The 24785-nt window shown below is 45.4% G+C and carries 26 protein-coding genes; 13 read left to right on the top strand and 13 right to left on the bottom strand.

Going from position 1 to position 24785, the window contains the following annotated elements:
• Positions 1-8: 8 nt before the first annotated feature.
• Together hpnH and J7545_RS22955 are read right to left on the bottom strand one after the other, a co-directional pair.
• A complete protein-coding gene (gene hpnH / locus J7545_RS22950) occupies positions 9-1031 on the bottom strand; it encodes an adenosyl-hopene transferase HpnH (RefSeq protein WP_318720170.1) in 1023 nt (340 codons plus the stop codon).
• 119 nt (positions 1032-1150) lie between these two features.
• A complete protein-coding gene (locus J7545_RS22955) occupies positions 1151-1429 on the bottom strand; it encodes a DUF3493 domain-containing protein (protein ID WP_318720171.1) in 279 nt (92 codons plus the stop codon).
• Positions 1430-1526: 97 nt separating this feature from the next.
• Between J7545_RS22955 and rnhA the strand changes: the two genes are divergently transcribed.
• Entirely contained in the window at positions 1527-2387 is an 861-nt protein-coding gene (gene rnhA, locus J7545_RS22960; protein WP_271944209.1) for a ribonuclease HI, read from the top strand.
• A 77-nt stretch (positions 2388-2464) separates the two neighbouring features.
• On the opposite strand, the gene J7545_RS22965 is transcribed toward rnhA, so the two are convergent.
• Positions 2465-2737 carry a hypothetical protein gene (locus J7545_RS22965; protein WP_318701070.1) on the bottom strand — a complete coding sequence of 91 codons (273 nt, stop codon included), beginning with the start codon at positions 2735-2737 and terminating at the stop codon, positions 2465-2467.
• Positions 2738-2853: 116 nt separating this feature from the next.
• Between J7545_RS22965 and J7545_RS22970 the strand changes: the two genes are divergently transcribed.
• Positions 2854-3783, top strand: coding sequence for an exopolyphosphatase (locus J7545_RS22970; protein ID WP_318701071.1), 930 nt, complete (start codon positions 2854-2856; stop codon positions 3781-3783).
• Between the two features lie 117 nt (positions 3784-3900).
• Here the strand turns inward: J7545_RS22970 and J7545_RS22975 are convergent, their stop codons facing one another.
• The 3 genes from J7545_RS22975 to J7545_RS22985 all read right to left on the bottom strand — a co-directional run bounded on the left by J7545_RS22975 (position 3901) and on the right by J7545_RS22985 (position 4544).
• Positions 3901-4029, bottom strand: a complete 129-nt coding sequence (locus J7545_RS22975) for a hypothetical protein (protein ID WP_318720172.1) — start codon at positions 4027-4029, stop codon at positions 3901-3903.
• Entirely contained in the window at positions 4013-4219 is a 207-nt protein-coding gene (locus J7545_RS22980; RefSeq protein WP_318701072.1) for a hypothetical protein, read from the bottom strand. Before J7545_RS22980 ends, J7545_RS22975 begins: the two co-directional genes overlap by 17 nt.
• Before the next feature lie 106 nt (positions 4220-4325).
• On the bottom strand, positions 4326-4544 hold the full coding sequence (locus J7545_RS22985) for a hypothetical protein (protein WP_318701073.1): 219 nt from the start codon (positions 4542-4544) through the stop codon (positions 4326-4328).
• A gap of 13 nt (positions 4545-4557) precedes the next feature.
• On the opposite strand from J7545_RS22985, the gene J7545_RS22990 reads away from it, so the two are divergent.
• Together J7545_RS22990 and J7545_RS22995 are read left to right on the top strand one after the other, a co-directional pair.
• Positions 4558-4785, top strand: coding sequence for a hypothetical protein (locus tag J7545_RS22990; protein WP_318701074.1), 228 nt, complete (start codon positions 4558-4560; stop codon positions 4783-4785).
• Positions 4775-5188 (top strand): putative toxin-antitoxin system toxin component, PIN family, encoded by a 414-nt coding sequence (locus J7545_RS22995; RefSeq protein ID WP_318701076.1) that lies wholly within the window; start codon positions 4775-4777, stop codon positions 5186-5188. The genes J7545_RS22990 and J7545_RS22995 overlap by 11 nt, the downstream gene beginning before the upstream one ends.
• A 31-nt stretch (positions 5189-5219) precedes the next feature.
• On the opposite strand, the gene J7545_RS23000 is transcribed toward J7545_RS22995, so the two are convergent.
• The 4 genes from J7545_RS23000 to J7545_RS23015 form a co-directional block, all read right to left on the bottom strand.
• Positions 5220-6641 (bottom strand): hypothetical protein, encoded by a 1422-nt coding sequence (locus tag J7545_RS23000; protein WP_318720174.1) that lies wholly within the window; start codon positions 6639-6641, stop codon positions 5220-5222.
• A 60-nt stretch (positions 6642-6701) separates the two neighbouring features.
• A complete protein-coding gene (locus tag J7545_RS23005) occupies positions 6702-9431 on the bottom strand; it encodes an NACHT domain-containing protein (RefSeq protein ID WP_413039011.1) in 2730 nt (909 codons plus the stop codon).
• 191 nt (positions 9432-9622) lie between these two features.
• Entirely contained in the window at positions 9623-12076 is a 2454-nt protein-coding gene (locus tag J7545_RS23010; protein ID WP_318720177.1) for a pentapeptide repeat-containing protein, read from the bottom strand.
• Between the two features lie 7 nt (positions 12077-12083).
• Entirely contained in the window at positions 12084-13127 is a 1044-nt protein-coding gene (locus J7545_RS23015; RefSeq protein ID WP_318700534.1) for a pentapeptide repeat-containing protein, read from the bottom strand.
• Between the two features lie 77 nt (positions 13128-13204).
• Here J7545_RS23015 and J7545_RS23020 point away from each other — a divergent pair, with 77 nt between their 5' ends.
• From J7545_RS23020 to J7545_RS23060, 9 genes are all read left to right on the top strand, one after another.
• Entirely contained in the window at positions 13205-13726 is a 522-nt protein-coding gene (locus J7545_RS23020; protein ID WP_318700535.1) for an SDR family oxidoreductase, read from the top strand.
• A gap of 83 nt (positions 13727-13809) precedes the next feature.
• Positions 13810-14205 carry a sugar nucleotide-binding protein gene (locus tag J7545_RS23025; RefSeq protein WP_413038570.1) on the top strand — a complete coding sequence of 132 codons (396 nt, stop codon included), beginning with the start codon at positions 13810-13812 and terminating at the stop codon, positions 14203-14205.
• Positions 14206-14461: 256 nt separating this feature from the next.
• Positions 14462-15775 carry a Tudor-knot domain-containing protein gene (locus tag J7545_RS23030; protein ID WP_318720178.1) on the top strand — a complete coding sequence of 438 codons (1314 nt, stop codon included), beginning with the start codon at positions 14462-14464 and terminating at the stop codon, positions 15773-15775.
• 50 nt (positions 15776-15825) lie between these two features.
• Positions 15826-16446: a restriction endonuclease subunit R gene (locus tag J7545_RS23035; protein ID WP_318720179.1), complete on the top strand. Its 621-nt coding sequence runs from the start codon at positions 15826-15828 to the stop codon at positions 16444-16446.
• 148 nt (positions 16447-16594) lie between these two features.
• Positions 16595-16921: a DUF6825 family protein gene (locus J7545_RS23040; protein WP_318701257.1), complete on the top strand. Its 327-nt coding sequence runs from the start codon at positions 16595-16597 to the stop codon at positions 16919-16921.
• 113 nt (positions 16922-17034) lie between these two features.
• The gene (locus J7545_RS23045) at positions 17035-18720 is read left to right on the top strand and encodes an ABC1 kinase family protein (RefSeq protein WP_413038573.1); all 1686 of its coding nucleotides are present in this window, start codon (positions 17035-17037) and stop codon (positions 18718-18720) included.
• Between the two features lie 107 nt (positions 18721-18827).
• Positions 18828-19580 (top strand): PP2C family protein-serine/threonine phosphatase, encoded by a 753-nt coding sequence (locus tag J7545_RS23050; RefSeq protein ID WP_318720180.1) that lies wholly within the window; start codon positions 18828-18830, stop codon positions 19578-19580.
• Positions 19581-19956: 376 nt separating this feature from the next.
• Positions 19957-20136 carry an NblA/ycf18 family protein gene (locus J7545_RS23055; protein ID WP_271944232.1) on the top strand — a complete coding sequence of 60 codons (180 nt, stop codon included), beginning with the start codon at positions 19957-19959 and terminating at the stop codon, positions 20134-20136.
• A gap of 127 nt (positions 20137-20263) precedes the next feature.
• Complete coding sequence (locus J7545_RS23060; RefSeq protein ID WP_318697973.1) at positions 20264-21142, top strand: universal stress protein; 879 nt, start codon at positions 20264-20266, stop codon at positions 21140-21142.
• A 53-nt stretch (positions 21143-21195) separates the two neighbouring features.
• Here J7545_RS23060 and J7545_RS23065 read toward each other — a convergent pair whose 3' ends face one another.
• The 3 genes from J7545_RS23065 to J7545_RS23075 form a co-directional block, all read right to left on the bottom strand.
• Positions 21196-22830, bottom strand: coding sequence for a serine/threonine protein kinase (locus J7545_RS23065; RefSeq protein WP_318697972.1), 1635 nt, complete (start codon positions 22828-22830; stop codon positions 21196-21198).
• Between the two features lie 267 nt (positions 22831-23097).
• Positions 23098-23550, bottom strand: coding sequence for a hypothetical protein (locus J7545_RS23070; RefSeq protein WP_318697971.1), 453 nt, complete (start codon positions 23548-23550; stop codon positions 23098-23100).
• 74 nt (positions 23551-23624) lie between these two features.
• Positions 23625-24779: an anhydro-N-acetylmuramic acid kinase gene (locus J7545_RS23075; RefSeq protein WP_318697970.1), complete on the bottom strand. Its 1155-nt coding sequence runs from the start codon at positions 24777-24779 to the stop codon at positions 23625-23627.
• Between the last annotated feature and the right edge of the window lie 6 nt (positions 24780-24785).

Below are 24785 nucleotides of genomic sequence, written 5' to 3' on the forward strand. Positions count from 1 at the left end.
CGTAGAACTTACCGGGCCATACCAAAGAGAGAACCAAAAGAGCGGCCCATATTCTTTGGATCTAAAGCATCAACGGCAGCAGTAGGCTCATAGCCACAATGTACCATGCAATCAGCACATTTCGGATTGCCACTGCGGTGACCATATTGGTCCCAATCTGTATTATCCAGTAATTCTTGGAAGCTTTGATAATAGCCTTCATTAAGCAAATAACAGGGCTTTTGCCAACCTAAAACGCTATAGCTGGGACTTCCCCAAGGGGTACAGTCATAGTCTTTTTCACCCAGGAGAAAATCTAAAAATAGGGGATTATGGTTAAAATTCCAGGCTTTTTGACCGGCATTGAACGGAGCGAGAATTTCCCGAAATAGCGCTCTCGTTTGTTCCCGTTTGAGGAAATGGTCTCGATCGGGGGCCCAGGCATAACTATAACCGGGAGAAATCATCATCCCATCAATGTTTAAGGTGGCAAGAAAGTCAAAGAATTTTTGCATCTCTTGGGGGTCAGCACCCTCAAAGACTGTGGTGTTTGTCGTGACGCGAAATCCTTTGGCTTTAGCCGCGCGAATGGCTTGTAAAGCTATATCAAACACGCCTTCACGGTCTACACAGCGATCGTGTTGTTCCTGTAAGCCATCAAGGTGAACGCTCAACGTTAAATAGGGGGAGGGCTGAAACCGGTTTAAATATTTCTCCAGTAATAATCCATTGGTGCATAAATAAATAAACTTTCTGCGCTCAATTAATCCCTTGACAATTTCCACAATTTGTGGGTGTAAGAGGGGTTCACCTCCAGGAATAGAAACTACGGGCGCACCACATTCTTCGACGGCAGCAAAGCATTCTTCTGGGGTCAGATGTTGTTTAAGAATTTCTTTAGGATGCTGTATTTTTCCACATCCAGAACAGGCTAAATTGCACCGAAATAGGGGTTCAAGCATTAAGATTAGGGGGAATTTTTTCCGTCCTAATAGTCTTTGGGTGACTAAATATTTGCCGACTTCAATGGCTTGTTGCAGGGCAATGGCCATAATCGCTCCTCTTACGGTAACGGGTTATCTGGGGATTTAGTATAGTTGAAAGTTCCTGATTTCTGCAATTTTCCTATTACCCATTACCCATTCCCCATTACCTATTACCGCGCGAAGCGCTATATTTTTCGATTTTCTAGACGAAAGAGCCACACCATGAGGGCAACTACACCAATTTGTAGAGCTAGGTTGCCTAAAGTGGTGCTGATATCTTCTCCTGAAGCGAGTTTAGCGAGGAAAATGAAGGCTCCGATTAAACCGGATGTGGCAAAGGTGGCGTAAATAAATTGACGTAATCCCCGATAAGGTGCTTTGGCTTCAGCTTTGAGGCGAGCATATTTTTCTGGACTCAGGGAAGATTTGCGGCTGCTTTTGGATCGAGGAGAATCGGACGGCATGGGTTTTGACGCTAAAAAGTCTGGGAAAATTCTACCATGGAGATGGCTTAGGGCCAGGAAAACCAGAGTATAGTAGAAAGTCTAGGTTTAAATCGAGATGTTTGAACAATTAATGGAATCTGAACGTAAAGTTAAGAGTGTTTACACCGATGGAGCATGTTTAGGAAATCCCGGGCCAGGAGGATGGGCTGTGCTGGTCAATTTTACGGATGGCTCCATTTATGAAATGGGGGGATCGGAGGCGGATACGACGAATAACCGGATGGAGTTGCAGGGAGCGATCGCCGGATTAAGGTTAGTGGTGGCTTCGGGACAAACCGAAGCTGTGACAGTATTTACGGATAGTGACTATGTGCGTAAGGGAATTACCCAATGGATTCGAGGCTGGAAAAATAAAGGCTGGAAAACGTCCCAAGGGAAACCCGTACAAAATCAGGATTTGTGGGAAAGTTTAGATCAGTTAAATTCTAAGATGGTGTTGTGGGAATATGTGCCAGCTCATACTGGCGATCGCGATAATGAACGTTGTGATGAGATCGCTAAAGCCTTTGCCACAGGTCGCTCTCCCGCCTTAAAACAAGCTTTAGAAACCCAAAAGCGATCGAGTCTTTCCCCCCTAAATGGGCAGAACGCGCTACAATCCACGGATGTTGCTTTAAACGGTAGCATGACAGATGTAAATGCCCCTTCCAATCCTACGTCCTCCGAAAACACGGAGAATTTACCCCGTGATGTACGGGTTGGACAACTGCGAAACCTAATCGAAACCTTACGCATTGCTGACGAAATTGCCAGTCACGCTTATTTAATTACTAGCTCGGAGTTGGCAGACTTAATGGATGTCAACGCTAGTGCGGTTACCAGTCGCGGCGATCACTGGGTTTGGCGAAACTGGGTGGTTTCCAGGGTTCGACGTGAGGGAAATCAAATCCTATGGCAACTTGAGAGAGTGGATTAGATTCTGAGGCCATGTCTCAATGAAGATGCCCTTGACAAGGGGCCTCCAGCCCCTTGCCTCCCCTCTGTCGTATCCCCCTAACCCCTTATCCCCCCATCCGGCGGTGAGTCAACTACTTCGTAGCTCGTAACATCGATTGCATCAATGGCTTCCGTGGGTTCCGATGAGACGGTTTCTGGTTGAGGAATCTGCTTTTGAGTCCATTGACGTACTTGCTCAAAATTAGAGGCAATAGCCAATAGCCCCCCCGCAACAATAAAGACAGGAAGGGGAACCGATAGTGCTTTGAGCTGTTGAAAGATTTCAGCTAACACTAATAGAAGAACAAAACAGCTAATCCAGAGTCTCATGGGTTTCTGATTGGGTTGATAGCACAGCTATTGACTATACTATACTCGACTATACTTGATGATTATCCCAGAGTCCCTGGTGGATGAAAGCTTGTTGTTGAATGAAGAGGTTGATCATGGTTGATGCACAATACCGGTTAGTTACTCGCAGTGATTTTGATGGGTTGGTCTGTGGGGTTCTCCTCAAAGAGCTAAATTTGATTGATGAGATTAAGTTTGTCCATCCTAAAGATATGCAGGATGGCAAAGTCGAGATTAGCGATCGCGATATTACCACCAATTTACCCTATGTTCCAGGAGCGCACTTGGTTTTCGATCACCATTTGAGTGAAACCATACGCAATACCTCTAAACCGGAGAATTATATTATCGATCCCGATGCCCCTTCGGCCTCACGAGTGGTCTATAACTATTATGGCGGAAAAGACAAGTTTACTGATATTTCTGAAGAGATGATGACGGCAGTGGATAAAGCCGACTCTGCCCAGTTTTCTGCCTCAGAAATTCTCGATCCTACCGATTGGGTTCTGCTCAATTTTATCATGGATGCCCGCACCGGTTTAGGCAGATTTAAGGAGTTTAGAATCTCCAATTATCAATTGATGATGGAGTTAATTGATTATTGTAAATCCCATACTATTGAGGAAATTTTAGCCCTGCCCGATGTGCAAGAGCGCGTCAACCTGTACCAACATCAGCAGGAACAATTTAAGCAACAATTAAAACGTTGTTCCCAAGCTTATGGTAAATTAGTAGCGATCGATTTGCGTAAAGAAGAAACCATTTATGCCGGAAATCGATTTATGATTTATGCCCAGCATCCTGACTGTAATATTTCCATGCATATTATGTGGGGATTGAAACAGCAAAATACAGTATTTGCGGTGGGTAAATCCATTCTGAATAAAACCTCTACAGTCAATATTGGCGAGTTGATGCTACAACATGGAGGGGGAGGCCATGCGAATGCTGGGACTTGTCAAATTGATAATGATAAGGCAGAACAAATCAAGACCGAATTGATTGATAAACTTCAGAATACCTAATATCACATCCGAATAATCAGTTACAGTATGTCATTGCGAAGGTCGCACCAGCGGAATGAAGCAATCGCAAAATCTCCCAATCTTGGCGATTGCTTCCCTGCCGTCGCAATGACAATTCTAACCCAAAATTTCCCTTTCGGTCGGTCTAAATATTTCTAAAGCGGCTTTATGTTGAGGGGCTTTCGTATTAGCAACATAGGCGAGAATGTTGGTATCCAGATAAATGCGTTTAGACTCTGTTGCCATAAAGCATCGTCCGATTAAAGGGCTGGAGGATTTCGCTATCAAAAAGTAACGGAGTTGGATCAAACTGCGATCGCGTTTCTTTGGTTGATGGTTGCTGCTGTTGATTGAGGGTTTTAAATGTCTCTATCATCACAGCAATTTGCTGAATTTGCTCCGGTGTGAGTCCAGTCGTATCAAGAGTTTGAGTCATATTAGAATCGGGAACTAGGATTTGCCTATATTTTAGCTGTTTCAGAAACCGGGTTTCTATCAAAATCTCTGGTTTGTAGCTGAAATTGTCGCAGAAACCCGGTTTCTTAAATCTCCTCTAACCAGGTTTCAATAGCAGATAACAGATTGAGTTGATTCGGCGGAAAGCCTTTTAATGGCGCGTCTAGGGGGTCGTCCGTGAGGAAGGCGGCGATCGCCCCCGTAAGTTTTTCGCAGAAGGCGATGATTTCTGAGGTGGGGGGTTGAGTAGGCTGTTTGAGGGGGTGATGTGGTGCTATAATTTTGTTAAAGGATAAATTCCCCATTAAAAAGAAAACTATGGCTAGTATTATTCTTCAAGTTGATGAGGATATAAAATCAGCATTTGAACAGGCTAACCCTGAAATTCAAAAACAGTTAAGCGATATTGTTCAATTGTTTTTACGAGAGAGGCTATACAGCAAGAGTTTGACTGAGGTGATGGCAGAAATTTCAGATAAAGCACAACAAAGAGGCTTAACACCAGAAATTTTACAAGATATTTTAGCGGATGCTAATGAGGAATAGATTTGTCATCGATACAAATGTTTTAATCAGTGCTTTGCTCTTTAAATCCTCAGTTCCGTTTCGAGCGATCGCATTGGCAGAAAAGCAAGGAATCATTTTATATTCTGAAGCCACATTAAAAGAATTAGAGCGAGTTCTGAATCGTTCCAAGTTTGACAAGTATCTTTCTCAAGAAGAAAGACAAGTATTTTTGCTTAAATTTATCGGTTCATCCCAGTTAGTGAATATTACAGAAAAAATCTCTGTTTGTCGAGATGAAAAGGATAATAAGTTTTTAGAACTGGCTGTTAGTGGCAATGCCAATCTCATTCTTACAGGCGATTTAGATTTATTGGTGTTAAATCCTTTCCAATCCATAGAAATTCTGACTCCAGAGCAGTTTATTGATAGATTTGCTGAATAAATGAGGGTCAGAAACCCGGTTTCTTAAATCCTCAAATCTCCTCTAGCCAGATTTCGATCGCAGATAACAGATTCGGTTGATTGGGGGGAAAGCCTTTTAACGGCGCTTCTAGGGGTTCGTCGGTGAGGAAGGCAACGGCAATGACTCCCGTGAGTTTTTCGCAGAAGGTGATGAGTGCCGGGGTGGGATGTTGGCAGTCGGTGAGGAGGAGGGCGCGGTGAGGGAGGAGGTGGCGGCGTTGCAGTTGTTTCAGGTGGCGGCGCAGTTCGGCGGGAGTGGAGGGTTTTGGGGGGTCTTGGTCGGGACAGGTGGTGTCCCAGATGAGTTCGCTGAGAGTGAGGGCGATTTCACTTTCGCGGGTTTCTTTGGCGAGGGGTTGGGCGTTGAGGATGAGGATGGGTTGGTTTTGTAGGGTTTGGGCGAGGTTGATAGGGGCGAAGGTTGTTTCGCTGTTATGGGGGGTTTGGTCGGTGATTTCGGGATGGGGTGTGGTGGGGGGATTGTGCCATGCACGGTAAAAGTCGGGATAGGGGAGGTTTTCGGCACAGTGCCAGAAAAGTTCATAACGTTGAACAGAGCGAAGATCGTAATAGGAATCGTCATTGAAGACTGCATATTGATCTTCGTTAATTGGAATATCAGGAAACGCTTTAAGAGCAGATACTACCTCTTCTCGTAAGATATTAGTAGTGATACAGTTTCGTAAACGCCTACTAGCATCATGTTGTATCATCCTACTCTCAGCAGTTTGAAGAAGATCAATTAAACCTGGAATAGTTTCAGATAGCAGAGCATTTTGTTCCTGTAAATCAGAATGAAGCATCTGTTCATCATCTTGAGAGCTGTTTTCTGTTTTTAGGTGAAGAGATAAATCATTTCCTGGGTCAATACAACCTAAATAGGCTCTAGCTAAAACTTGATCTTTCAATCTAGCTCTATTTTCTAATACAGAAATAGCCTTTAGATTTCCTGGATCGACTTTTCCCAAGATATAAGCAGCAAAAGTAACGTCCTGTTTTTTAAATTCTATAGATAGCCCTACATTGCTTCTCGTATGGTTTGGTGATTTTTTTAGGCTAATTATTTCCTGCTCTATATCATGAATGATGTCATTTAATATCTCTTTTGATTTTGATGCCAAATTCATTGGATCGATTATAGATAAACCGTAGGCCGCACCTATACGGGCATAGATACTGTCAGCTTTTTGTGCTATGTGATGCAAACTATTGATGATTTCATTTTTTTGATTGCTAAAACTAAATTCATCTAGCATTTCTGCCGCTTCTTGACCTTTTTTACCATTGTAGGATTTTTCAATCAGGTCTAAGACAGTTTCTTTTATATTTACATTACTTGGGTCGAGATCTACTAGACAATATACAATATCTAGTCTTGCCTTCTCAATCTCAGGAGTTTGAGTTTCTGTTTGCTTCCAAAGAATTTGCAACACATCATTTAAAATATCCTCTACTACTTTCTTATTCTTTCTATGGATTCGTGCTATTTTTTTTTAAACATAACCATAACCATTCTCAACAAAAAGCCAGGTAGCACCTGAATTTTTGTCAATCAAGCCACGCATACAGTCAAAGACTGGGTTGGGATCGACTTCAAGTAGGGTGATATATTTTGAATTTCGCCGTAGGGGGTCAATATAATTTTGCCATTGTTTCGTTTTCTCATTAAAATACCCAAATGCCCATTTTACTATCTGCTCTACCATAGTACCGGCAAGAGAAGAATTCTTAAATTCAGTCATTCCAGTAGCAGCAAGACAGTAGGCTTGATATTCATAAAATCCTATATTGATATCTGCAAAGTTCCACTCTCCACAGCCATCATCAAAGTGTATTAATTTCTGAATAAATTCCTGTTTTACCGCTTTTATATCCTCTTTAGTTTTGACAATATCTTCACGCCCCAACCACAACAAAATCACCTGCTTCCATTGCTTCTCAAAAATCCGATACCGCTTCCCCTCCACCGGACAATCCACATGATCCTTCGGTAAAAAATCATCCCAATCCTCCACCGCCAACGCCGCAAAATACTCCTGAAACGTCGCATGATAAAACGCATAAACCGGATCTTCCGGTTCATCTGCATCAACTCCCACCTCATTCAACCAACCCAACCGTAACGCCGTATCTAACAGAGAATTCTCATCGGGTTGCCCCAAATATTCACACACCAACCGATGAGTTAACCGAAACTTTGTCCCCTCCCCATCAAGGGATGTTTTTGCTAACTCTCCTAACGCTGCATTTAAACATTTTCTTTTCTCACTCTTCACCCTCAACTCTGGCGCAGACTCTTTTTTATTCCACTTATAAATATAGTTGACAAACTTTTCATACAACTTAGCCGTGGTATCGGGAAAATTTCCCTTTCTTCCTTGCCAAGTGGAACATAACAACGTTAACCGCAGGGGATTGCGGCATAAATCCTTAATCCGTTCCTTCCCCGCAACTTGCAACTCTGACCACAAAGATTCTGCCAACTCGACAGCCTCTCCTGACTCAACCAACCCCGGAAACCACCTGCGGATAAACTCCTGCACTTGTTCATCCTGAAACGGTTGGGTGAGATAGGTTTGAAACCCCTGTAACTGGCTGGGGTTCGCTTGCCACAAATTCAAGCGACAAGTGACAATCATCCGCGCATCCGTCACCCAACCTCGGAATTTTAAAGCCTGTTGGTCGCTCTGGCTCATCTCATCCAAACCATCCAACAGTAACCAGACTGCACCCCCCTTAAATTTCTGCTCCCAGTCCGCTTTAATTTCTTCTCTGGACTTGCCTAATGCCTCTTTGAGCCATTTTTCTTCTAAATACTCTCCCAGGGCTTGATTCCCCAATTCTGCCAAGTCCACCCAAATCACTAAATCATCGGTTTGTTGCAATAACCAAAAGGCTAATTTCTGGAGTAAGGTGGTTTTCCCTGCCCCCGGTTCGCCAATAATGGCCATCTGTTTCTCGGTGCGTTTCCCGATGATTTCGTCGAGAAATTCTCGATAAGCAAACCGTTTCTCTACTTCCTGCCGAGCGAACAAGTCTGAACCCCGTTCTGGGTCAATATCTTGGCGGTGTTTTTCGTTCTCACTCCGTTTCGGTTTCACCAGCGCCAAATCGACAAATAAATCCTCATCGATTAAATTGCGATTCCCATAAACCTGACCTAAGACCGTATTGCTGGTTAATTGCATCTTTCGTTCCAGCATCTGACGGCAGATATCTTGCCATTCATCAGTAGATAGCGATCGCTCCTCCGATGGATATTGCATTGCCGCCAACCCCTGCCGCATCTCCTGACGAAATTCCTTCACCTCTTGGTGCAACTCCTTGAGGCGTTCCTCTAGAGTTTGTAACAATCCGGTGATAGTGGTTTCCATCACTCCCAACTGCTGACAGACTTGGGCAAAACCAGAATTGATGTTATCGGCAATATCGCTAAAAAATGCCTGCTGCTGCGTAATACTTCCCTGTAACTGGGTTTCCATTTGCTGGAATTGTTGCAGAATTTGACTTAATTCCGCAGTATCAACTCCTGCTGAGTCAGTTCGCAGTTGGTTGAGTTGCGCTTGCATTCCCGTAAGTAACTGCAAAGTTAACCCTGCAAAGGCTTTCCCATCCTTAGCAAAGTCTTCCTTGAGGGTTTCTCGTAAGGCTTTAGGGAACGTGGTATGGAGTTTCTGGGCGACTTCTTCCCGCACTTCTGAGGCAATAGGAAACCCACCCCCTTTACACGCTGCCATATTGAGACGGATAAAAATATCGCCCCATTCTGTAGCAGTGAGGTTGCCCTGTTGGGTGAGTTGATATTCTTCCGGAGTGAGGAATTTGTCGAGTTTGGCTTCTCGAAGTTGGGGATAGCGTTTCTGAGCAAGTTCCCGTTGGGCAATTTCCACCCAGTTATCCTTAGCTTGGGCGGCGATTTTTTCTATATATTGGCGGATTTTACCGCGCTGTTGTTTGGCAGCGAGGGTGATGACTGCGGCTATGGCTTTTCCCACTGCCCGCGTTAAGTCTTCATTGTCTAAGGATACCCGATCGCCATCTTTTCCCTCCGTTAAGGTATCAATCGCGTTAGCTGTATTCCCTGCTGCAACACTCGCTAAAGTAGCTGCCAACACAGTTCCCCAAGTAATCCCTTCCCCAGCAAGCAATAGGGGAAATACGGTGCTGCCAACCACACAGCCGCCACCAATGGTTAATTTTAGGAGAGAGAACCTGACATCCATCATCATTCCCTGAATGCTGTCATTATTCTAGCTGAGGTAGAATTATCATTGGGACGGTGATTATCAAGATGATCCAGATTGCTTCACTGCACTGCGTTCCGTTCGCAATGACTTCTTCTCCCCTTCTCCCTTCGACTTCGCTCAGGGCAGCGCCTGCGGGATAAGGGATTGGGGATGAGGGCAACCGTTGATTAAAATTGCGCTCCGTCTAAGTTGGCATCGCTTAAGTCGGCATGGGTTAAATCTGCTCCCTCTAATTGAGCCTCCGATAAGTTGGCTCCCATGAGTTTCGCTTGCCTTAAATTCGCTCCTCGGAGGTTGGTTTGGCTTAAGTTAGCGAAGATAAACTTCGTGCCTTGCAGTTGGGCATTTTCTAAGTTGGCTTGCTGGAATTCGGTGCGGATAAAGTTGGCTTGGGAAAGGTTAATTCCGGGGAGTTGAGCGCCTTTTAAGTTCATGCCTTGGAAGTTTCGATCGCCGGCAGTGTAGCGATCGATTACTTCGCTGATGTCGGTGATAGAAAGGGAACGCTGAGACTGTTGGGGTAGGGTAAACGTGAGGGAATTTTGAGGTTTTAGAAGTTGATGAAATTCTTGATAAAGAGAATAGTTTCCCACTCCACTAATTGTAACCCAAGCTCTAGTTCGGGTTAAGGCAATAAAGAGGTGATTTCTCAGGGATAAATTGCTCTCGTCTTGGGCAATACGATCGAGGGCGATCGCGTAAACCATATCCGCCTCATTTCCCTTGGCTTTCTCAATCGATGAAACTGTCACACAACCATCACGCCAAAACTCATTTTTAGAGCCAGAATCCTGCTTTTGTCCGGGAAGATAGACATCAATGTCTTGTCTTAACAGTGCCTCAACCACCATCGGCTCCAGTTGGCGCGTCTGAATTCGAGTTCCCAAAAGAATGACTAAAATATCCCGACTTGGTTTTAGTCCATCCTGGCGTAAGTTTTGCCTTAAAAGATCGCCCAGATTCGCTAAGTCTTCCTGGCGAGACTCATAGGAGTGAAACTCAATCAGCGCTCCTGAGGCTAATTGACTGACTGGATTGAGATCGGTATCGAACGGACGAGTGAGGGCAATGGAATTTCCGGGTAATAGTTCTCCTTCTACTTCAAATCCTAGGGCTTGCCAATCCGATTTTTGGCACAACTGAGTTAAACATCCTTGGGGGCGAAAAATACCCATCACTATGCCATAGGCAACTCTTAAAACTTGTGCCGGAGTTCGATAGGATTTACAGAGGATTTCGGTTTTGGCAATATTCCCCAGATGAACCCCATTTAAAAGATGTCCTAACTTCGCACCAAATAAATCGATAACAGTTGTCATCTGTTGGGGATCGAGATGTTGATATTCATCCATTGTCCAAATTAAACGCCGTTGCTCTGGATGTAAGGGATTGCAAGAGTGCAGGGATTGGTAAGCCAACCAGTAGAAGGGTTGCTTTTGTTCAAATTTCATGCTATCCTTAACTAGGAAATCCTGACCTTCATCCATGAAAACTGCATCAAAAATTTGAGGTATCTTTCCTCGATGTAGAAGGTCAATACAGACCTCGGATAACGCTTCATGGGGGGCAGATTGTAAGGTATCGGCAACAGTTCTGGGAGAGACTCCAGACAGACGACATAAAAAGCGATAAAACCCGGGTTGTCCTTTGGCTCCCCAACCGTGGAAAACGCGCAAATTGCGATCGCGGGAAGAATAGCCAACTTGCCCATCGCTAAAATGGCGCAACCAGCGATCGAGTTGCTCGGTAATGGTTTGGTAAAGACTGCGGCTAAAGAAGACAATTGCAATTTTCCAATCCGGATGTTTCAAGTGCATGTGAGCCGCTTTTTGGCAGAGAATCACGGTTTTCCCCGATCCAGCAATCCCGCGAATCCTTTGTACTCCAGGCGGAATCGTTTTGGCGAGAGTTTCCTGGGCTAAATCCAGTTGAGAAAACTGTTGCCTGGCTTCGGCTAAAATTTCGGCGCGACTAGGAGAAGGATATAAGCGCCATCGGCTACTGGGATTAGGTTGAAAAATGGGAGTACCACTCATTAAGGACAGCAAAAGTTGCCATTGCTGTTGGCTTAGGGAGGTGCCTGGAGTTAGGGGACTGATCTTTTTAACGCGATCGCAAAATTGGGCAATGGCAGTTAAGCGCAGATGGTTTTCAAACAGAATAGGAGGAGCCGAAATGAGGCGATCGAATTGCTTCTCGTGCCACTGTTCTTGGGTAATATAAGGTAGGGCAACGATCGCCCGACTCATCAGACAAGACGTTAACCCGGGTTCCCTTTCGCACAATCTCAGAATCGCCCAAACCTGCTGCTCGGCTTGTTGATAGGGCGATCCGGTTTTCTGGTAAAATCCTTGATAGTGCCAACGATGGCCGGTAATTTGGGCGATTTGGTGAATCCGTAAAGACTTCACCTCAATCACAATAATTCCCAATTGGCGATCGAGAATCAGAATATCCGGCTCTTTGCGGTGTTTTCCTTGGGGAGAAAACAGGGGATAGCGCCAATAGGCAAGACAGGATCTTTCACCAAACGCCTCCTGAACCCTTTCCCATACTCGAAACTCACCGCGCTCTCCTCCGTTTCCAGTAAATTCAGTGGTAATAAACTGCCCTTTCCCCATGGCTCACTTACTCCACAATTGCTCCTTTATCGCGCAAATGTTGTTTCAGGGCTGCCGACAATTTCGGATTATCCTTAAAATAGGCTTGATTGACATGAGCTTTATCAATATTCGCCTGTTTTAATAGCGTTCCCGTCAACTGAGCTTCCTCTAAATTGACATCAGTTAAATCCGAATTGGATAAATCCGCATTCGATAAATTGGCGCGGGATAAATTGGCGCGTTGCAAATACGCCCCAGATAAATTTGCCTCTTCCAAATTGGCATCACTCAGATCGGCACGGGGCAAAACAGTGCGTAAATCTGCCCCTTGTAAATTAGCGTACTGTAAATTAGCATCGCGCAAATTGGCATTACTTAAAATTGCCTTTTCCAGGTTGGCATGGCTTAACTGAGCATGGGATAAATCCGCTAAACTCAAATCTGCACCGCTCAAATTCACGTTGCTTAAATCTGCGCCAGCTAAATTAGCATAATGAAAATTCACCTCGGCTAAATTGGCTCCAGCAAAATCAGACAAGGGATTTAAACCCACCTGTTGGGCAATATCTAACATATCTTGGGTTTGGGTTTGCCGTAATTGGTTGGCGATCGCCCATTGCTCCTGCAAACAGCGCTCTGCTTCTTCCCAATCTTGCATCGCTTGATACACTTGACGCAAATTGAGTAATGCCTGTCCTTGCCGTCCTAAATTCCCCCATTTCCGAGTGAGAAGTAACCCTTGTTGATAAGAGTTCAGTGCTTGAGGAAAATCTTGCAAACGACTATAAGCATTACCCAAATTATTCAGGGCATTCTGTTGTCCTGGGCGATCGCCAATCTCTTGTGCTAAACTCAAATGCTGCTTATAGTAAGCGATCGCCTCTTCAAGATTCCCCAAAGCCTCACTTACAGCCCCCAAATTCCCTAAAGCCGCCCCTTGGTGATGGAGATTACCCTCGGTATGGTAGAGCGATAATGCCTGCTCCCACAGGGTTTTTGCCCCCTGCAAATTCCCCCCTTGATACTCCTGAATTCCCTGCTTAAATAGCACGTCAGCATCCTGAGACATATAATAATCAGAATAAACTCAATCAAATTGACAATAATCAGATCGAAGACCTACTTTTATTACTGTAGACAACTCCGATGAAAAAACTACTGATCGTGGGCGCAAGTGGCTTCTTAGGTTGGAATCTCTGCCAAGTTGCTCAATCTCATTGGCAGGTTTACGGCACCTATCACACCCATGCCCTCAGCTTACCCCAGATTCGCCTCACTGCCCTGAATCTCCTGGACTTTTCCGCCCTAGAGCGCCTGTTTACCGACATTCAACCTGATGCCATTATTCATACCGCCGCTCAATCAAGCCCCAATTATTGCCAAACTCATCCCCAGGAAACCGATGAGATTAATATTCACGCTGCCGTAGAAATTGCCCGATTAAGCGCCCAACGCCATATTCCCTGCGTATTTACCTCCACCGATCTCGTCTTTGATGGCACGGCTGCCCCCTACGGAGAAGCCGATCGCCCTTCCCCCATTAACCATTATGGACAGCAAAAAGTGAGGGCAGAACAGGCAATGCGTCAGGAATACAGCGCTTTGCGCTGTGATGGGGGGATAGGGGGAGCAAACAACAGACTTGGTAGAAGCTCTGAGCTGTTCTAGATATTGTTAAAAACCGTCATTAATGTACATCATAGCAGAGGAAACTGCTGTATCCCCAGGTTACCATTTGCCGGATGCCCCTAATGTTTGGCACAGCGCCTGCCCAGAGTAGCAGTTTTATCCAACCCTTTATTAGAGTATTGAGATCGCACCAACCCCTCGCCCTCTTCACCGACGAATGGCGTACCCCTGTCAGCGCCACCACTGCCGCCCAAGGACTCCTTCTCGCCCTCAACCATCCAGGGGAACTATTTCATCTGGGAGGAAAAGAGCGTATTTCCCGCTATCAATTTGGGCAACTGATGGCAGAATCACTACACTTACCCACAGAATTAATCCAACCTGCCCGCCAACAGGATGTGCCCATGGCAGCGCCCCGCCCCCAAGATGTTTCCCTAGACAGCTCTAAAGCCTTTTCCCTGGGCTACAATCCCCCTTCCTTGCAGACACAATTACAGGCGCTCCAGGGGCAAGTTTAGGGATTCAGAAACTCCTCTAATACTAGAGAGGCAATGTTTCTATTTCGGGTTTAGTCTTGAGACTTTCAAAGCTGAACCATAAGCTGACTTTCTCATGAGACTGCTTGCAGAAGTCAGGAAATAGGAACCCGATTTCTGCCCCATTCACCCTCTTCTCCCACAGTTTCCATAGAAATCTCGTTTATTGCCATCTGCCCCGATCCAAACCCAGCAATGGCGCTAAACTATCAACAGGGTTAATCATGAGGAAAAAATCATGGCAAAGTCAATTATTCAGCTTGTCGATGAGCTGCCCGAAGATAACATTACTGTCAAAGTTTTAAAAGCTCTCGATTTTGTCGCGCCGGGAGAATGGAATAATTTGATCGGATTTGATGCTACCATCGCCCATTTTACCGGAGAAACTGACCCTAAAACCCTTCAACGTATCCGCGATCGCGCCGCGGCTCTCTATCTCGATCCCACCAAAGGCTATCAAGGGGCTGTCCAACTCTATCAGGCCATTGATAAAGCCGATGTCGCCATGGGCACAGCCGCCTTAGCCAATAAGGTGAGTGAAAAGTTAAGTTTTCTCTCTTTTCTGGGCAACCTTACCCCCAAAGCCGAGACCACCCAAACCATTGATTTATTACTCAAGATTGCCGTCGAAGTGATTGCTTTTTGCAAACTCAATGGCATTCCCCAACCGAATCCCCAACTCTTTGCTAATTCTCTGGCTAAAAACTATCACAACGCTGGCTTAATCCGCATGGTTGCCTTAGTGTGTATTGATGGACTGTTACCCTTGGGGCCAAATTTCTTAACCAAAATCCATGTGATTATTCAAGGTATTAATCCAGGGAACATTGCCGGTAATCCTGTGTTTTCGGGCATTAAAGACCAGATACCGGGTAAGACAATCGGCGATCGCCTTGGATTTGTGAATCAATGTTTTAGCGCCATCGAAGGTTGGATGAATCAGTTGATTGCTAAAACTGGCATTACTCCAGAAGGCATTTTCAATCATTTGGGTAACTTTATTCAAATGGCGGATGATAATCTGGATTTTGTCGCTGCCTTTTTAGATCAAACCACCAATTACTACGAGCATACGGGTATCCAAACCGTTGCCCAGCGCTTGATTTTAGAAGCCTATAAATCTCTGCAAGCAGACGGAGAAGTGCTTCGTAATGAAGATCCAGACCATGAGGATTTCCGTGGCGAAAGAGCAATCGAGTTTTCCATCGGAGATACGGTTGAAGTTTGGGATAAAAAAGAAGAAGATTGGTATGAAGCAACCATCCGCAAAGTTAAAGTCAAAAAAGATAAACCTCGGTACTATGTTCATTATGTTGGCTATGGGGCATCCGAGGATGAATGGATCAAAGAAAAGAATGTTCGCGCCGGTAATTTTGAAGAGGCTGATGATAATGGGTATGCTGTCGGTCAAAAGGTTAAAGTCTGGGATGACGAGGATGAGGAATGGTATACCGCCAGAATTCAAAAAATTGACGGCAATCAATATCGAGTCCATTATCTCGATGAAGATGATTTTGATGATGAATGGGTTGATTTAGACGAAATTTGTTAAGCAAAAAAGGTTTTCCCCATTCCCCATTCCCTATTCCCTATTCCCTAATTATGCCTACCACCGTACCCGCGCAAACCATTACCCTCAGAGAACTGATCGATCGCTTTGGCCTAACCTTAACCGAAGACGAGGAGTTCTTTCCAGAATGGCAAGAAAATTTACCCGAAATTTCCCAGAGCGATCGCCAACTCCTCGATAAAGTTAAAGCCGGTTATATCAACCTACTCAACCACCCTCCCTTACTCGAAAACGTAGTCAGGATGGCGATTTTAGACCCCATTCTATTTATCGGTAACTTCTATATCGCCCCCTTCTATGTCAAAAGTGAAGAACCGATAGAGATTAGCGCAGAAGACGAGGGTGTAATCATAAAAGGTAGAATTGATACCTTGATTTTGAAAGAACAATTTTGGATTGTGGCGATCGAATCCAAAAAAGCCTCCTTTTCCATCGAAGAAGCGCTCCCCCAGATCCTCGTTTATATGCTCGCCAGCCCTCACCCCGCACGTCCCTGTTTTGGCATGATTGCCACAGGAGGCAGCTTTATTTTTGTCAAGCTAGTCCGGGGAGACATCAACCGATATGCCTTATCAAAAGGCTTCTTAGTTCGTAACCCTGGAAATGAATTATACGAAGTGCTACGAATCTTAAAACGCCTAAGCCAGTTATAGCTCTAGGTAATAGGCATTGATAATGCATTACTTCCCTATCTCCCTATCCCCCTATCCTCCATCTAACAATTCTGCCCGATCTTCTGTATTCTGAAAGGAAGCAACGTTATTATAATTTTTGTAAACAAACTCTAATCCCAATCCTTCCATGAGTAACAGCCCTCTCCATGCCTTCTTTGTCGGTCGTGCCCTATCCGAGGCGATCGCCGAAGAAGTAGAATACACCCTAACTCATGCCCTCAGCAACTTCGGTAAAGCTGATGCAGAACAACAAGAACGGCTCAAAAACTTCCCGCAAATGGTCTTAGATCGAGCTGCAGCCGCAGAATCAGCCGCCCGCACGGGAAACCCCTCCCCCGCTTCCCCAGTAGCCAATCCTCCAGCGCGCGACCTCCAAGAAACACTTGATGATTTGCGGGCCGAAATTGCCCAACTGCGCTCTGAACTGCAAAAATATCGCTCCCGTTCCACCTAAACCTCAATCCCAGACTTTCCTTAACCCAATCCATTCATGACCCACTGATGACCTCTGTATCTGCGCTCTCCGACGTATCTAACGATCCATCAGCCCTTTCCCCCTCCAGTACCCTGGAACAAGGCTATAGCAGTAAATCCTATCGCTGGAATCGTCCCAAATATTCCCGAAACCGCCGTTTTGTCGATATCTGGAGTTTCTTCTGGCTCTTCCTAGGATCTGCGTGGCTCAATGGTAAAGCCTGGAGTTACCGAGGCGGTATGACCGAGGAAAAAATCCAAAAAAGACGGCGACAGCAAGCGATTTGGATTCGGGATACCTTCCTAGATCTAGGGCCTACCTTTATTAAACTCGGCCAACTCTTCTCCACCCGTGCGGACCTATTTCCCATCGAATATGTAGAAGAACTCTCCAAACTCCAAGACCGCGTACCCGCCTTTAGCTATGAAAAAGCGGAAAGCATTATCAAGGAAGACCTAGGAAAGTCCGTTCAAGACCTCTATAGCAGTTTTGACCCCATCCCCATGGCGGCTGCTAGTTTAGGCCAGGTTCACCGGGCCCAACTCCATAGCGGTGAAGAAGTCGTGGTGAAAGTCCAACGACCCGGTCTCAGGCAATTATTTACCATTGATTTAGAGATTCTCAAAGGCATTGCCCACTATTTCCAAAATCATCCTGACTGGGGAAAGGGACGGGACTGGCTCGGCATCTATGAGGAATGTTGCCGCATTTTATGGGAAGAAATTGATTATCTCAATGAAGGGCGCAATGCAGATACCTTTCGGCGCAACTTCCGCCAAGAAAATTGGGTGAAAGTGCCCAGAGTCTATTGGCGCTATACCTCTCCCCGTGTCTTAACTCTTGAATATGCTCCAGGGATCAAAATAAGTCAGTACGATGCCCTAGAAGCAGCCGGATTAGACCGTAAAAATTTGGCTCATTTGGGGGCAAAAGCCTATTTAATGCAAATTCTCTACAGCGGGTTTTTCCATGCTGACCCCCATCCAGGGAATATTGCCGTCAGTGCTGAAGGGTCACTCATTTTTTATGATTTTGGCATGATGGGCCAAATTCAAGCAGTGACCCGTGAAAAACTTTTAGATACCTTTTTTGGAATTGCCCAAAAAGATGGCAATCGGGTGATGAATTCGTTGATTGCGTTGGGCGCACTGGCTCCCACAGGAGATATGGGGCCGGTGAGGCGATCGATTCAATACATGTTGGATCATTTTATGGATCAACCTTTTGAAACTCAGTCTGTGAGTGAAATTAGTGACGATCTTTATGAGATTGCCTACGATCAACCGTTCCGGTTTCCGGCAACGTTTACGTTTGTGATGCGTGCCTTTTCTACCTTAGAAGGGGTAGGGAAAGGTCTTGACCCAGAATTTAACTTTATGGAAGTAGCGAAACCCTTTGCAACAGAGCTTATGAATACTGGAAACGGATCGGCAGGAAATAATTTGTTGGGGGAACTCAGTCGCCAAGCCACTCAGATGAGTAATACGGCTTTGGGGTTGCCCCGTCGTTTAGAGGATGCTTTGGATAAGTTGGAGCAGGGTGATATCCGGGTGCGGGTCAGAGCGACAGAGAGCGATCGCATCCTCAGACGGATCAGTAGTATGAGTTTGGTGAACACCTATGGTATCCTAATTAGCGGCTTGACTATTGCTGCAGCAATTTTGATTAGTGCGGATAAACTAGGATTGGCCGTAGTCGTTGCTGTATTGGCGATCGCCTTAGCAGTTATGTTGTTCCGTCTGATACGGCGAATTAATCGTTTTGATCGAATGCCTTAGTCCAAAGTGACCCACCAGAGGTTACAATTAAACCACCAGAGGTTACAATTAGAGGGGAGAAATCTCTTCATAGCCATCCCTTAGTTACTGTTTTGGTCAGAAAACTTATGAAACGCATCTTCACGGGTCTAACTGATACGGGGCTAGTCCGTTTTGTCAACCAAGATGCCTTCTATTATGACCCGGAAGGTCGATTTTTTATTGTTGCCGATGGTATGGGTGGCCATGCTGGTGGAGAAGAAGCCAGTAAATTAGCCACCAAAACCATTGAAGAGTATTTATTAGCTCATTGGGACTCGGAGAAGTCTTCCGGTGAGTTATTGAAGGCAGCTCTCTTGAAAGCCAATGATGCAATTGTTGAAGACCAGCGCCAATATCCTGAACGCTCCGATATGGGAACCACAGCAGTAGTAGTTTTGTTCCGTGAATCTCAAGATCAGAACGTGGAGGAATCTTGGGTGGCTCACATTGGTGACTCTCGTCTCTATCGGCTGCGCGGCCATAATCTGGAACAGATGACTGTCGATCATACTTGGGTTGCTAAGGCGATGGCTTCCGGAGTCCTCGATCAAGAACAGGGGCGTACCCATCCCTGGAGGCATGTGTTATCCCAATGCTTGGGACGCGAAGATACCCAAGATGAGGATATTGATGTAGATTTGATCGAGTTACAAGGAGGCGATCGCCTCTTGCTCTGTAGCGACGGTTTAACCGAAGAACTCCCCGACGGAAGCATCGCTTCTACCCTCAAATCTATTCGAGCCTGTAAGTCTGCTGGAGAGAAATTAATCCAATTGGCTAAGGAAAAAGGGGGACGAGACAATATCACGGTGATTATTGTTGCCATGGACAGTGACTAGGCAGTGAATGGAAAGTAGGCAACAGGCAATAGGCAATAGGCAATAGGCAGTAGGCAGTAGGCAATTTCCCCGTATCTCCCCACTTCCATCCCAACATCTCTAGACAAAAAACTAGAGATTTGTTCGTCATGAGCATTTTTAGCTTTGTAAACTTGCTAAAACATCCTCAAGAAAAGCCAATGTGGTCAATCTGTCAAACATTTGTTATATTTTGTAATATTACTAGACGTGCTTAGGTATGAGGACATGGGACAGAGAGGAAATAGCCCAAACATCTTTAGAGACAAATGTCTCCATGCTATTACCCATCACAACCCATGACCAACCTACGTCGCACTATTCTCAGTCCTACTGAACCCAAATGGAGGAGTCTTTGATGAACGAACCCATGCAACTCACCCTAGAACAAGAATTTAATCTTCGATCTTTTCAAACCCAAGTCGAAAAAATGAGTCGCGAGCAAGCACAAGAATTCCTCGTTAAGCTGTATGAACAAATGATGTTACGAGAAACCATGTATCAACAATTTATCAAACACGAGTGGGGTTTAGATTAAATTAAGCACACCTTATCGTATCTATTGAGAACTAGAAGCTCAAGATTTGTTGGGTTGTGGGTCTAACTTCCACTTTAGAGTGTTAGGGTAAGAGTAGATTCACCCCTCAGTATTACACTTACCCCTTATGTTCAAGCGTGCTTTAATCTCCACCGATTTATCCGATGGATTATACCGTCTAGTCAATTCAGTTCCCGCTCTAGCTCAAAGTGGTTTAGAGCAAGTTGTATTTACCCATTGTGTAGCCTTAGAAGGAATAATTCCCAAAGCAGATAATGAAAAGATTGAATGGGCAAGATCTCGCTTATCTGTCCTGCGTCCAAATATCCCCGATAGCTTGGAAGTCAAAGGTGAAGTTGTTTCCTCAGTGAAACCCCATGAAACTATTCTAGATGTAGCAAAAAAACATCATTCCGATGTGATTATCATGGGAGCGAATATCCATACGTTCATGGATGAACAAGTTTTTGGCAGTACCAGTCGGAGTTTAGCCGAACATACGGAGATTCCGATCATGGTTTTACGACCCCAACTAATTTCTACCTATACGTCTGAAGAATTAAACCTGCGGTGTCGTTATCTATTTCGATATTTAATGCTAACCTATGATGGCAGTCCCAGCGCCCAATACTTGTTAAAACGAGTTAAAGATTATGCCCAAAACCGGCCCGCTAACTCCCTAGAAAAAGTACTGCTTGTTTGGGTTGTTGAAGAAGGTAGTCGCCGAGAATATAAAGATGTCAATTATGAATTAGAAAAAGCGAACACTGAACTCCAGAAAGTGAAGGAAGATTTATCGAGTCTCGATTTAGAGGTCGAAGTTGAAGTGCGTCAAGGGGAAGTTATTCCCCAGATTTTTGAGTCTGCCTTGATGCATGATATTAGTGCGATCGCGGTTTCGTCGAGTCGAAAAAATAAAATTCTAGAATGGTCTTCACCGAGTATCAGTAACAAAATCTTGCGGCGCAGTTGGCATCCAATTCTTTACTTCTCTCCTAGTCACTAGAGTTCAAAACCACATTTTAGCTCTCCTAACTTAATGAGTTCCTTGCTATATCACTAAAAAGAAGAATCCGGGACTCCAGCTTCCAATTTCATCAGGATTTGGGGTTGGAGTTTTTCAAATTCTTTTTGCAGAAGTTCTTTACTACGAGTGGGTTGACCTCCAGCAATAGAATCACTGCCTGTAGCCCAATCTTGTAGCCTTTTCCGTTGCGAAAGGTTAACACTAATGCTGATGACATCTGCACAACGGCCGGGTTCTTCTAAGGGAAAAAATAATAAGCAGTAACGTCCTGTATGTGCTAATAGATTAGCTAGATGCTTACCCTTATTGCTTTTGAGATCCATATAATACCTCAACCATCTTGGCCCTTGTTTAGGATCGTACAAAACGGTGAGCCACAAAATCATGGGATGGGGAGAAACAGAATACAAAAAGTTCTTATAGGTTTTATTATACAATCGGCTAATTTGTCGTTGTTCAATTTCCTGTTTCTTAAGCATTGCCCACAATGTCACCACAGATTCTTTGGTCTGGGTTTGCAAGACTTGCGGAAAGACAATTTGAGCTAGGGGCTTGCCTTTGGGCCAAGTTTGTTCCCAACAGACCATATCAATGGCAGGTTTTGCCTCAATCAGTTGTAGTTTCCCAGGGGCTTTTGTCGGGCTTGATCCTGGAGAAACTTGGGTTGGAGGGGTTGTTTTTGCAGAGGGGGGAGAATTAATGGAAACTGGGGAAGATTTTTTTTGAGCGGGTTCAGAAGCAGGCGAGGATTTACTGCCGTTTTCCGCAGGAGTTGGGGAGGCATGGAGATTTTTTTCTAACTGCTCTAGGGTTTTAACAATGTCTCCTGCACTTTGGGGACGTTCTTTGGGCTTTTTGGCTAAACATCGGAAGATTAAGTGTTTTAGCTCTGAAGGGAGTTTGAGGTAAGGAGCAACGGATTCAAAGGAGCGGGGGGTTTGAAAATGATGTGTTTTATACCAGGCTCCAAAGGTATGGGTTTCCGCTGTCAAGGGCATATGGCTGGTGAGCATTTGGAACATCATCACCCCTAAGCTGTAGAGGTCAGAACTGCTGGTGAGTTCTTTGCCTTCCATTTGTTCGGGGGAGGAATAGGCTAAAGTGCCCATAAAACAGTTGGTTTGTCCGGCGGTCTCTTCTTGGAGGAGTTTAGCAATCCCAAAATCGAGAACTTTCACCAGTTCTCCAAAACTGGAATCTTGGGTAACGAGGATATTACTGGGTTTGATGTCTCGATGGACGATGGGAACGGTTTTACCATCTTTTTGAATGCCTTCATGGGCACATTGTAAGCCAAGAGCAATTTGTCGGGTTAGACTTAGGAAACGCTCTAGGTTAATGTTGTCTTCGCGGATCACATCGCTGAGGCTGTCTCCTTGAAGATATTCCATGACGTAAAAGGGGATTTCGTCGGTTACCCCATAGTCCATGACGCGGACAATGTGGAGGCTATGTTGTCCGAGGAGGGCACAGGTGGTGGCTTCTCGCTCGAAGCGATCGCGCATTTTTTTATTCAGCAGGGCTTGAGAGAGAAATTTAACCGCGACCAATACTCCGCCGACTCTCGCATCTTTGGCCAGGTAGACTTTCCCCATTGCTCCCTTACCAAGTAGTTCGACAAGCTCATAGCGATTAAATAGAATGCGGCCAATATTGGGGTCACTCATTGGATGTTACACCAGAATACTGGAATCAACTGGAATTCTTCCTATTGTTAACGACGGTATGGGGTAAGGAGAGCAAATGCACCTCATCCAAATTCTGCTAGTCCTCTTGCGTTTTACCGTCCGATCCAAACTATGAATGACTAGCTCAGATAGAGGCTATCCATTCTAGAGGATGGTTTGGATATTTAATTGTAAGGGTTTCCATGATCGGTACAGTTGATCATTATCCTTTCATTGTAGCTTGAAGAGAGCAGGGGTTTACGCACTTTAGCTTTCTGTTTGCCTCTCTAGGCGAGCTTCCATGGCACTGGTTAAGTAATGTCCTGCCATCACTGCGCTAGAGAGATGATAGGTGTCGTAGTCAATGCGATAGAGGGTTTCAAAACTACTGCGACGTTCTTTATCTCCAAGAACCCAATAGCGCTGAATGATGGAGTCTGGAGCTACCCAACCTTCTCCTTCGGCTTTTTTTCCGAGGAGACTGTGTTGGAGAACGAAGGTATATCGGCGTTCGCCACTGTCGAGGCGGCCTTTATATTGAAAGGATATGGGGTCGCGATCGCCGTTGCTAAAGGTCAGTTTCATGACCATGGTAAACCAGTTATCGGTAGACCACCGTACTAAGCTTGCTCCTCGGATGGCGATCGGTAGACCATCTTTCTCTAGCCAGTTTCCTTCCAGAGTCCAGCGTCCAGGTTCCATTAAGAATGTATGAGCCACTTCGATCGCCTCTAAATTCTTGTCTCAGATTGTTTCGAGTCTTAAGCAACGGTGCTTAATGATCTAGTTAGCGATCATAACATTGTTGTCCGATGGCTTCCAACTGGGTGTAGGTGTCCCAGAATTTGACTAGAGTTGGCCCCCGTGACTTGGGGAAGATTACCGGGAATACCGAGATGATGCCAATAGCCTAAGACGGCAAAGGCGATCGCTTCTTTAAATTCGGCATTTAAGCCCATCTCTTCCGTCGTCAGGACTTGAATGGGGCTTAGGTGGTGTTGAATGCGCTCTTTGAGGTACCGGTTACGACTGCCACCCCCACACAGTAGGATGCGATCGGGCATCTGAGGCAGAAATTGGTGATAGTTTTGCTTAACAGAAACGGCGGTAAATTCTGTGAGAGTAGCTAACACATCAGCATTGGAGAGGTCATAAGCTTGGCACTCTTGCCAACAGCGCTGCCAGAATTCCAACCCAAAATATTCCCTTCCCGTAGATTTGGGAGGAGGTTGCTGAAAATAGGGGTCTTGCATCCATTGGTCTACTAAGGGTTGGCAGGGGGTTCCATTGGCTGCCCAAGCGCCGTTGAGATCTAGCCGTTGAGCGCCCTGGGTTAACTGCTCAACGGCTAGATCCAGCAGGCTATTTCCCGGGCCGGTATCCCATCCCCGGACTCGATCTAGATGCTGATGACTGTTGGCCGGAAGATACGTTAGATTGCCAATGCCACCTAGATTTTGGATACATTGGCTTTGGGTGGGATGGCTGAGGATGCAGGCATCTATGGGGGAAACGAGGGGGGCCCCATGTCCACCTGCGGCGATATCCGCTTGGCGAAAATTACTGATGGTAGGGATACGGGTATTGTAGGCGATCGCCTCTCCGCGTCCGAGTTGCAGGCTATAACCGAGTTGTCCATTGGGGGGACGGTGAAAGACGGTTTGCCCATGAGAGGCTATCCGTTGAGCTGGAGGATGACCCTGTTGTACCTTGAGAGCTGCTTGGCTAAAGGCTTGTGCTATTTTGTCGTCAACAGCAGCAAGTTGGGGAAGGGAGAGAGATGCGCCAGCGGCGATCGCCAATATTTCCCTCTGCAACTCCTCCGGATAAGCATAGGTTTCCCCAGCAATTAAATCCACCTTTAACTCATATCCCTCTCCAGAAATCTCCACCAGCGCCGCATCAATTCCATCTGCTGATGTTCCACTAATCAAGCCAATAATATACATCCTGTG

The organism is Roseofilum sp. SBFL, assembly GCF_017746885.1.
GTDB lineage: Bacteria > Cyanobacteriota > Cyanobacteriia > Cyanobacteriales > Desertifilaceae > Roseofilum.

What these genes read in the sequence shown, in the direction of transcription:
- J7545_RS23050 (WP_318720180.1), top strand. Translation starts at nt 18,828, where the DNA reads ATGAAACGCATCTTCACGGGTCTAACTGATACGGGGCTAGTCCGTTTT.
- J7545_RS22975 (WP_318720172.1), bottom strand. Translation starts at nt 4,029, where the DNA reads ATGGCAACAGAGTCTAAACGCATTTATCTGGATACCAACATTCTCGCC.
- J7545_RS23005 (WP_413039011.1), bottom strand. Translation starts at nt 9,431, where the DNA reads ATGGATGTCAGGTTCTCTCTCCTAAAATTAACCATTGGTGGCGGCTGT.
- J7545_RS23010 (WP_318720177.1), bottom strand. Translation starts at nt 12,076, where the DNA reads ATGGGGAAAGGGCAGTTTATTACCACTGAATTTACTGGAAACGGAGGA.
- J7545_RS23055 (WP_271944232.1), top strand. Translation starts at nt 19,957, where the DNA reads ATGAACGAACCCATGCAACTCACCCTAGAACAAGAATTTAATCTTCGA.
- J7545_RS23035 (WP_318720179.1), top strand. Translation starts at nt 15,826, where the DNA reads ATGCCTACCACCGTACCCGCGCAAACCATTACCCTCAGAGAACTGATC.
- hpnH (WP_318720170.1), bottom strand. Translation starts at nt 1,031, where the DNA reads ATGGCCATTGCCCTGCAACAAGCCATTGAAGTCGGCAAATATTTAGTC.
- J7545_RS23040 (WP_318701257.1), top strand. Translation starts at nt 16,595, where the DNA reads ATGAGTAACAGCCCTCTCCATGCCTTCTTTGTCGGTCGTGCCCTATCC.
- J7545_RS23030 (WP_318720178.1), top strand. Translation starts at nt 14,462, where the DNA reads ATGGCAAAGTCAATTATTCAGCTTGTCGATGAGCTGCCCGAAGATAAC.
- J7545_RS23060 (WP_318697973.1), top strand. Translation starts at nt 20,264, where the DNA reads ATGTTCAAGCGTGCTTTAATCTCCACCGATTTATCCGATGGATTATAC.
- J7545_RS22990 (WP_318701074.1), top strand. Translation starts at nt 4,558, where the DNA reads ATGGCTAGTATTATTCTTCAAGTTGATGAGGATATAAAATCAGCATTT.
- J7545_RS23065 (WP_318697972.1), bottom strand. Translation starts at nt 22,830, where the DNA reads ATGAGTGACCCCAATATTGGCCGCATTCTATTTAATCGCTATGAGCTT.
- rnhA (WP_271944209.1), top strand. Translation starts at nt 1,527, where the DNA reads ATGTTTGAACAATTAATGGAATCTGAACGTAAAGTTAAGAGTGTTTAC.
- J7545_RS23020 (WP_318700535.1), top strand. Translation starts at nt 13,205, where the DNA reads ATGAAAAAACTACTGATCGTGGGCGCAAGTGGCTTCTTAGGTTGGAAT.
- J7545_RS23015 (WP_318700534.1), bottom strand. Translation starts at nt 13,127, where the DNA reads ATGTCTCAGGATGCTGACGTGCTATTTAAGCAGGGAATTCAGGAGTAT.
- J7545_RS23075 (WP_318697970.1), bottom strand. Translation starts at nt 24,779, where the DNA reads ATGTATATTATTGGCTTGATTAGTGGAACATCAGCAGATGGAATTGAT.
- J7545_RS22985 (WP_318701073.1), bottom strand. Translation starts at nt 4,544, where the DNA reads ATGGGGAATTTATCCTTTAACAAAATTATAGCACCACATCACCCCCTC.
- J7545_RS22980 (WP_318701072.1), bottom strand. Translation starts at nt 4,219, where the DNA reads ATGACTCAAACTCTTGATACGACTGGACTCACACCGGAGCAAATTCAG.
- J7545_RS22970 (WP_318701071.1), top strand. Translation starts at nt 2,854, where the DNA reads ATGGTTGATGCACAATACCGGTTAGTTACTCGCAGTGATTTTGATGGG.
- J7545_RS22995 (WP_318701076.1), top strand. Translation starts at nt 4,775, where the DNA reads ATGAGGAATAGATTTGTCATCGATACAAATGTTTTAATCAGTGCTTTG.
- J7545_RS23025 (WP_413038570.1), top strand. Translation starts at nt 13,810, where the DNA reads ATGTTTGGCACAGCGCCTGCCCAGAGTAGCAGTTTTATCCAACCCTTT.
- J7545_RS22965 (WP_318701070.1), bottom strand. Translation starts at nt 2,737, where the DNA reads ATGAGACTCTGGATTAGCTGTTTTGTTCTTCTATTAGTGTTAGCTGAA.
- J7545_RS22955 (WP_318720171.1), bottom strand. Translation starts at nt 1,429, where the DNA reads ATGCCGTCCGATTCTCCTCGATCCAAAAGCAGCCGCAAATCTTCCCTG.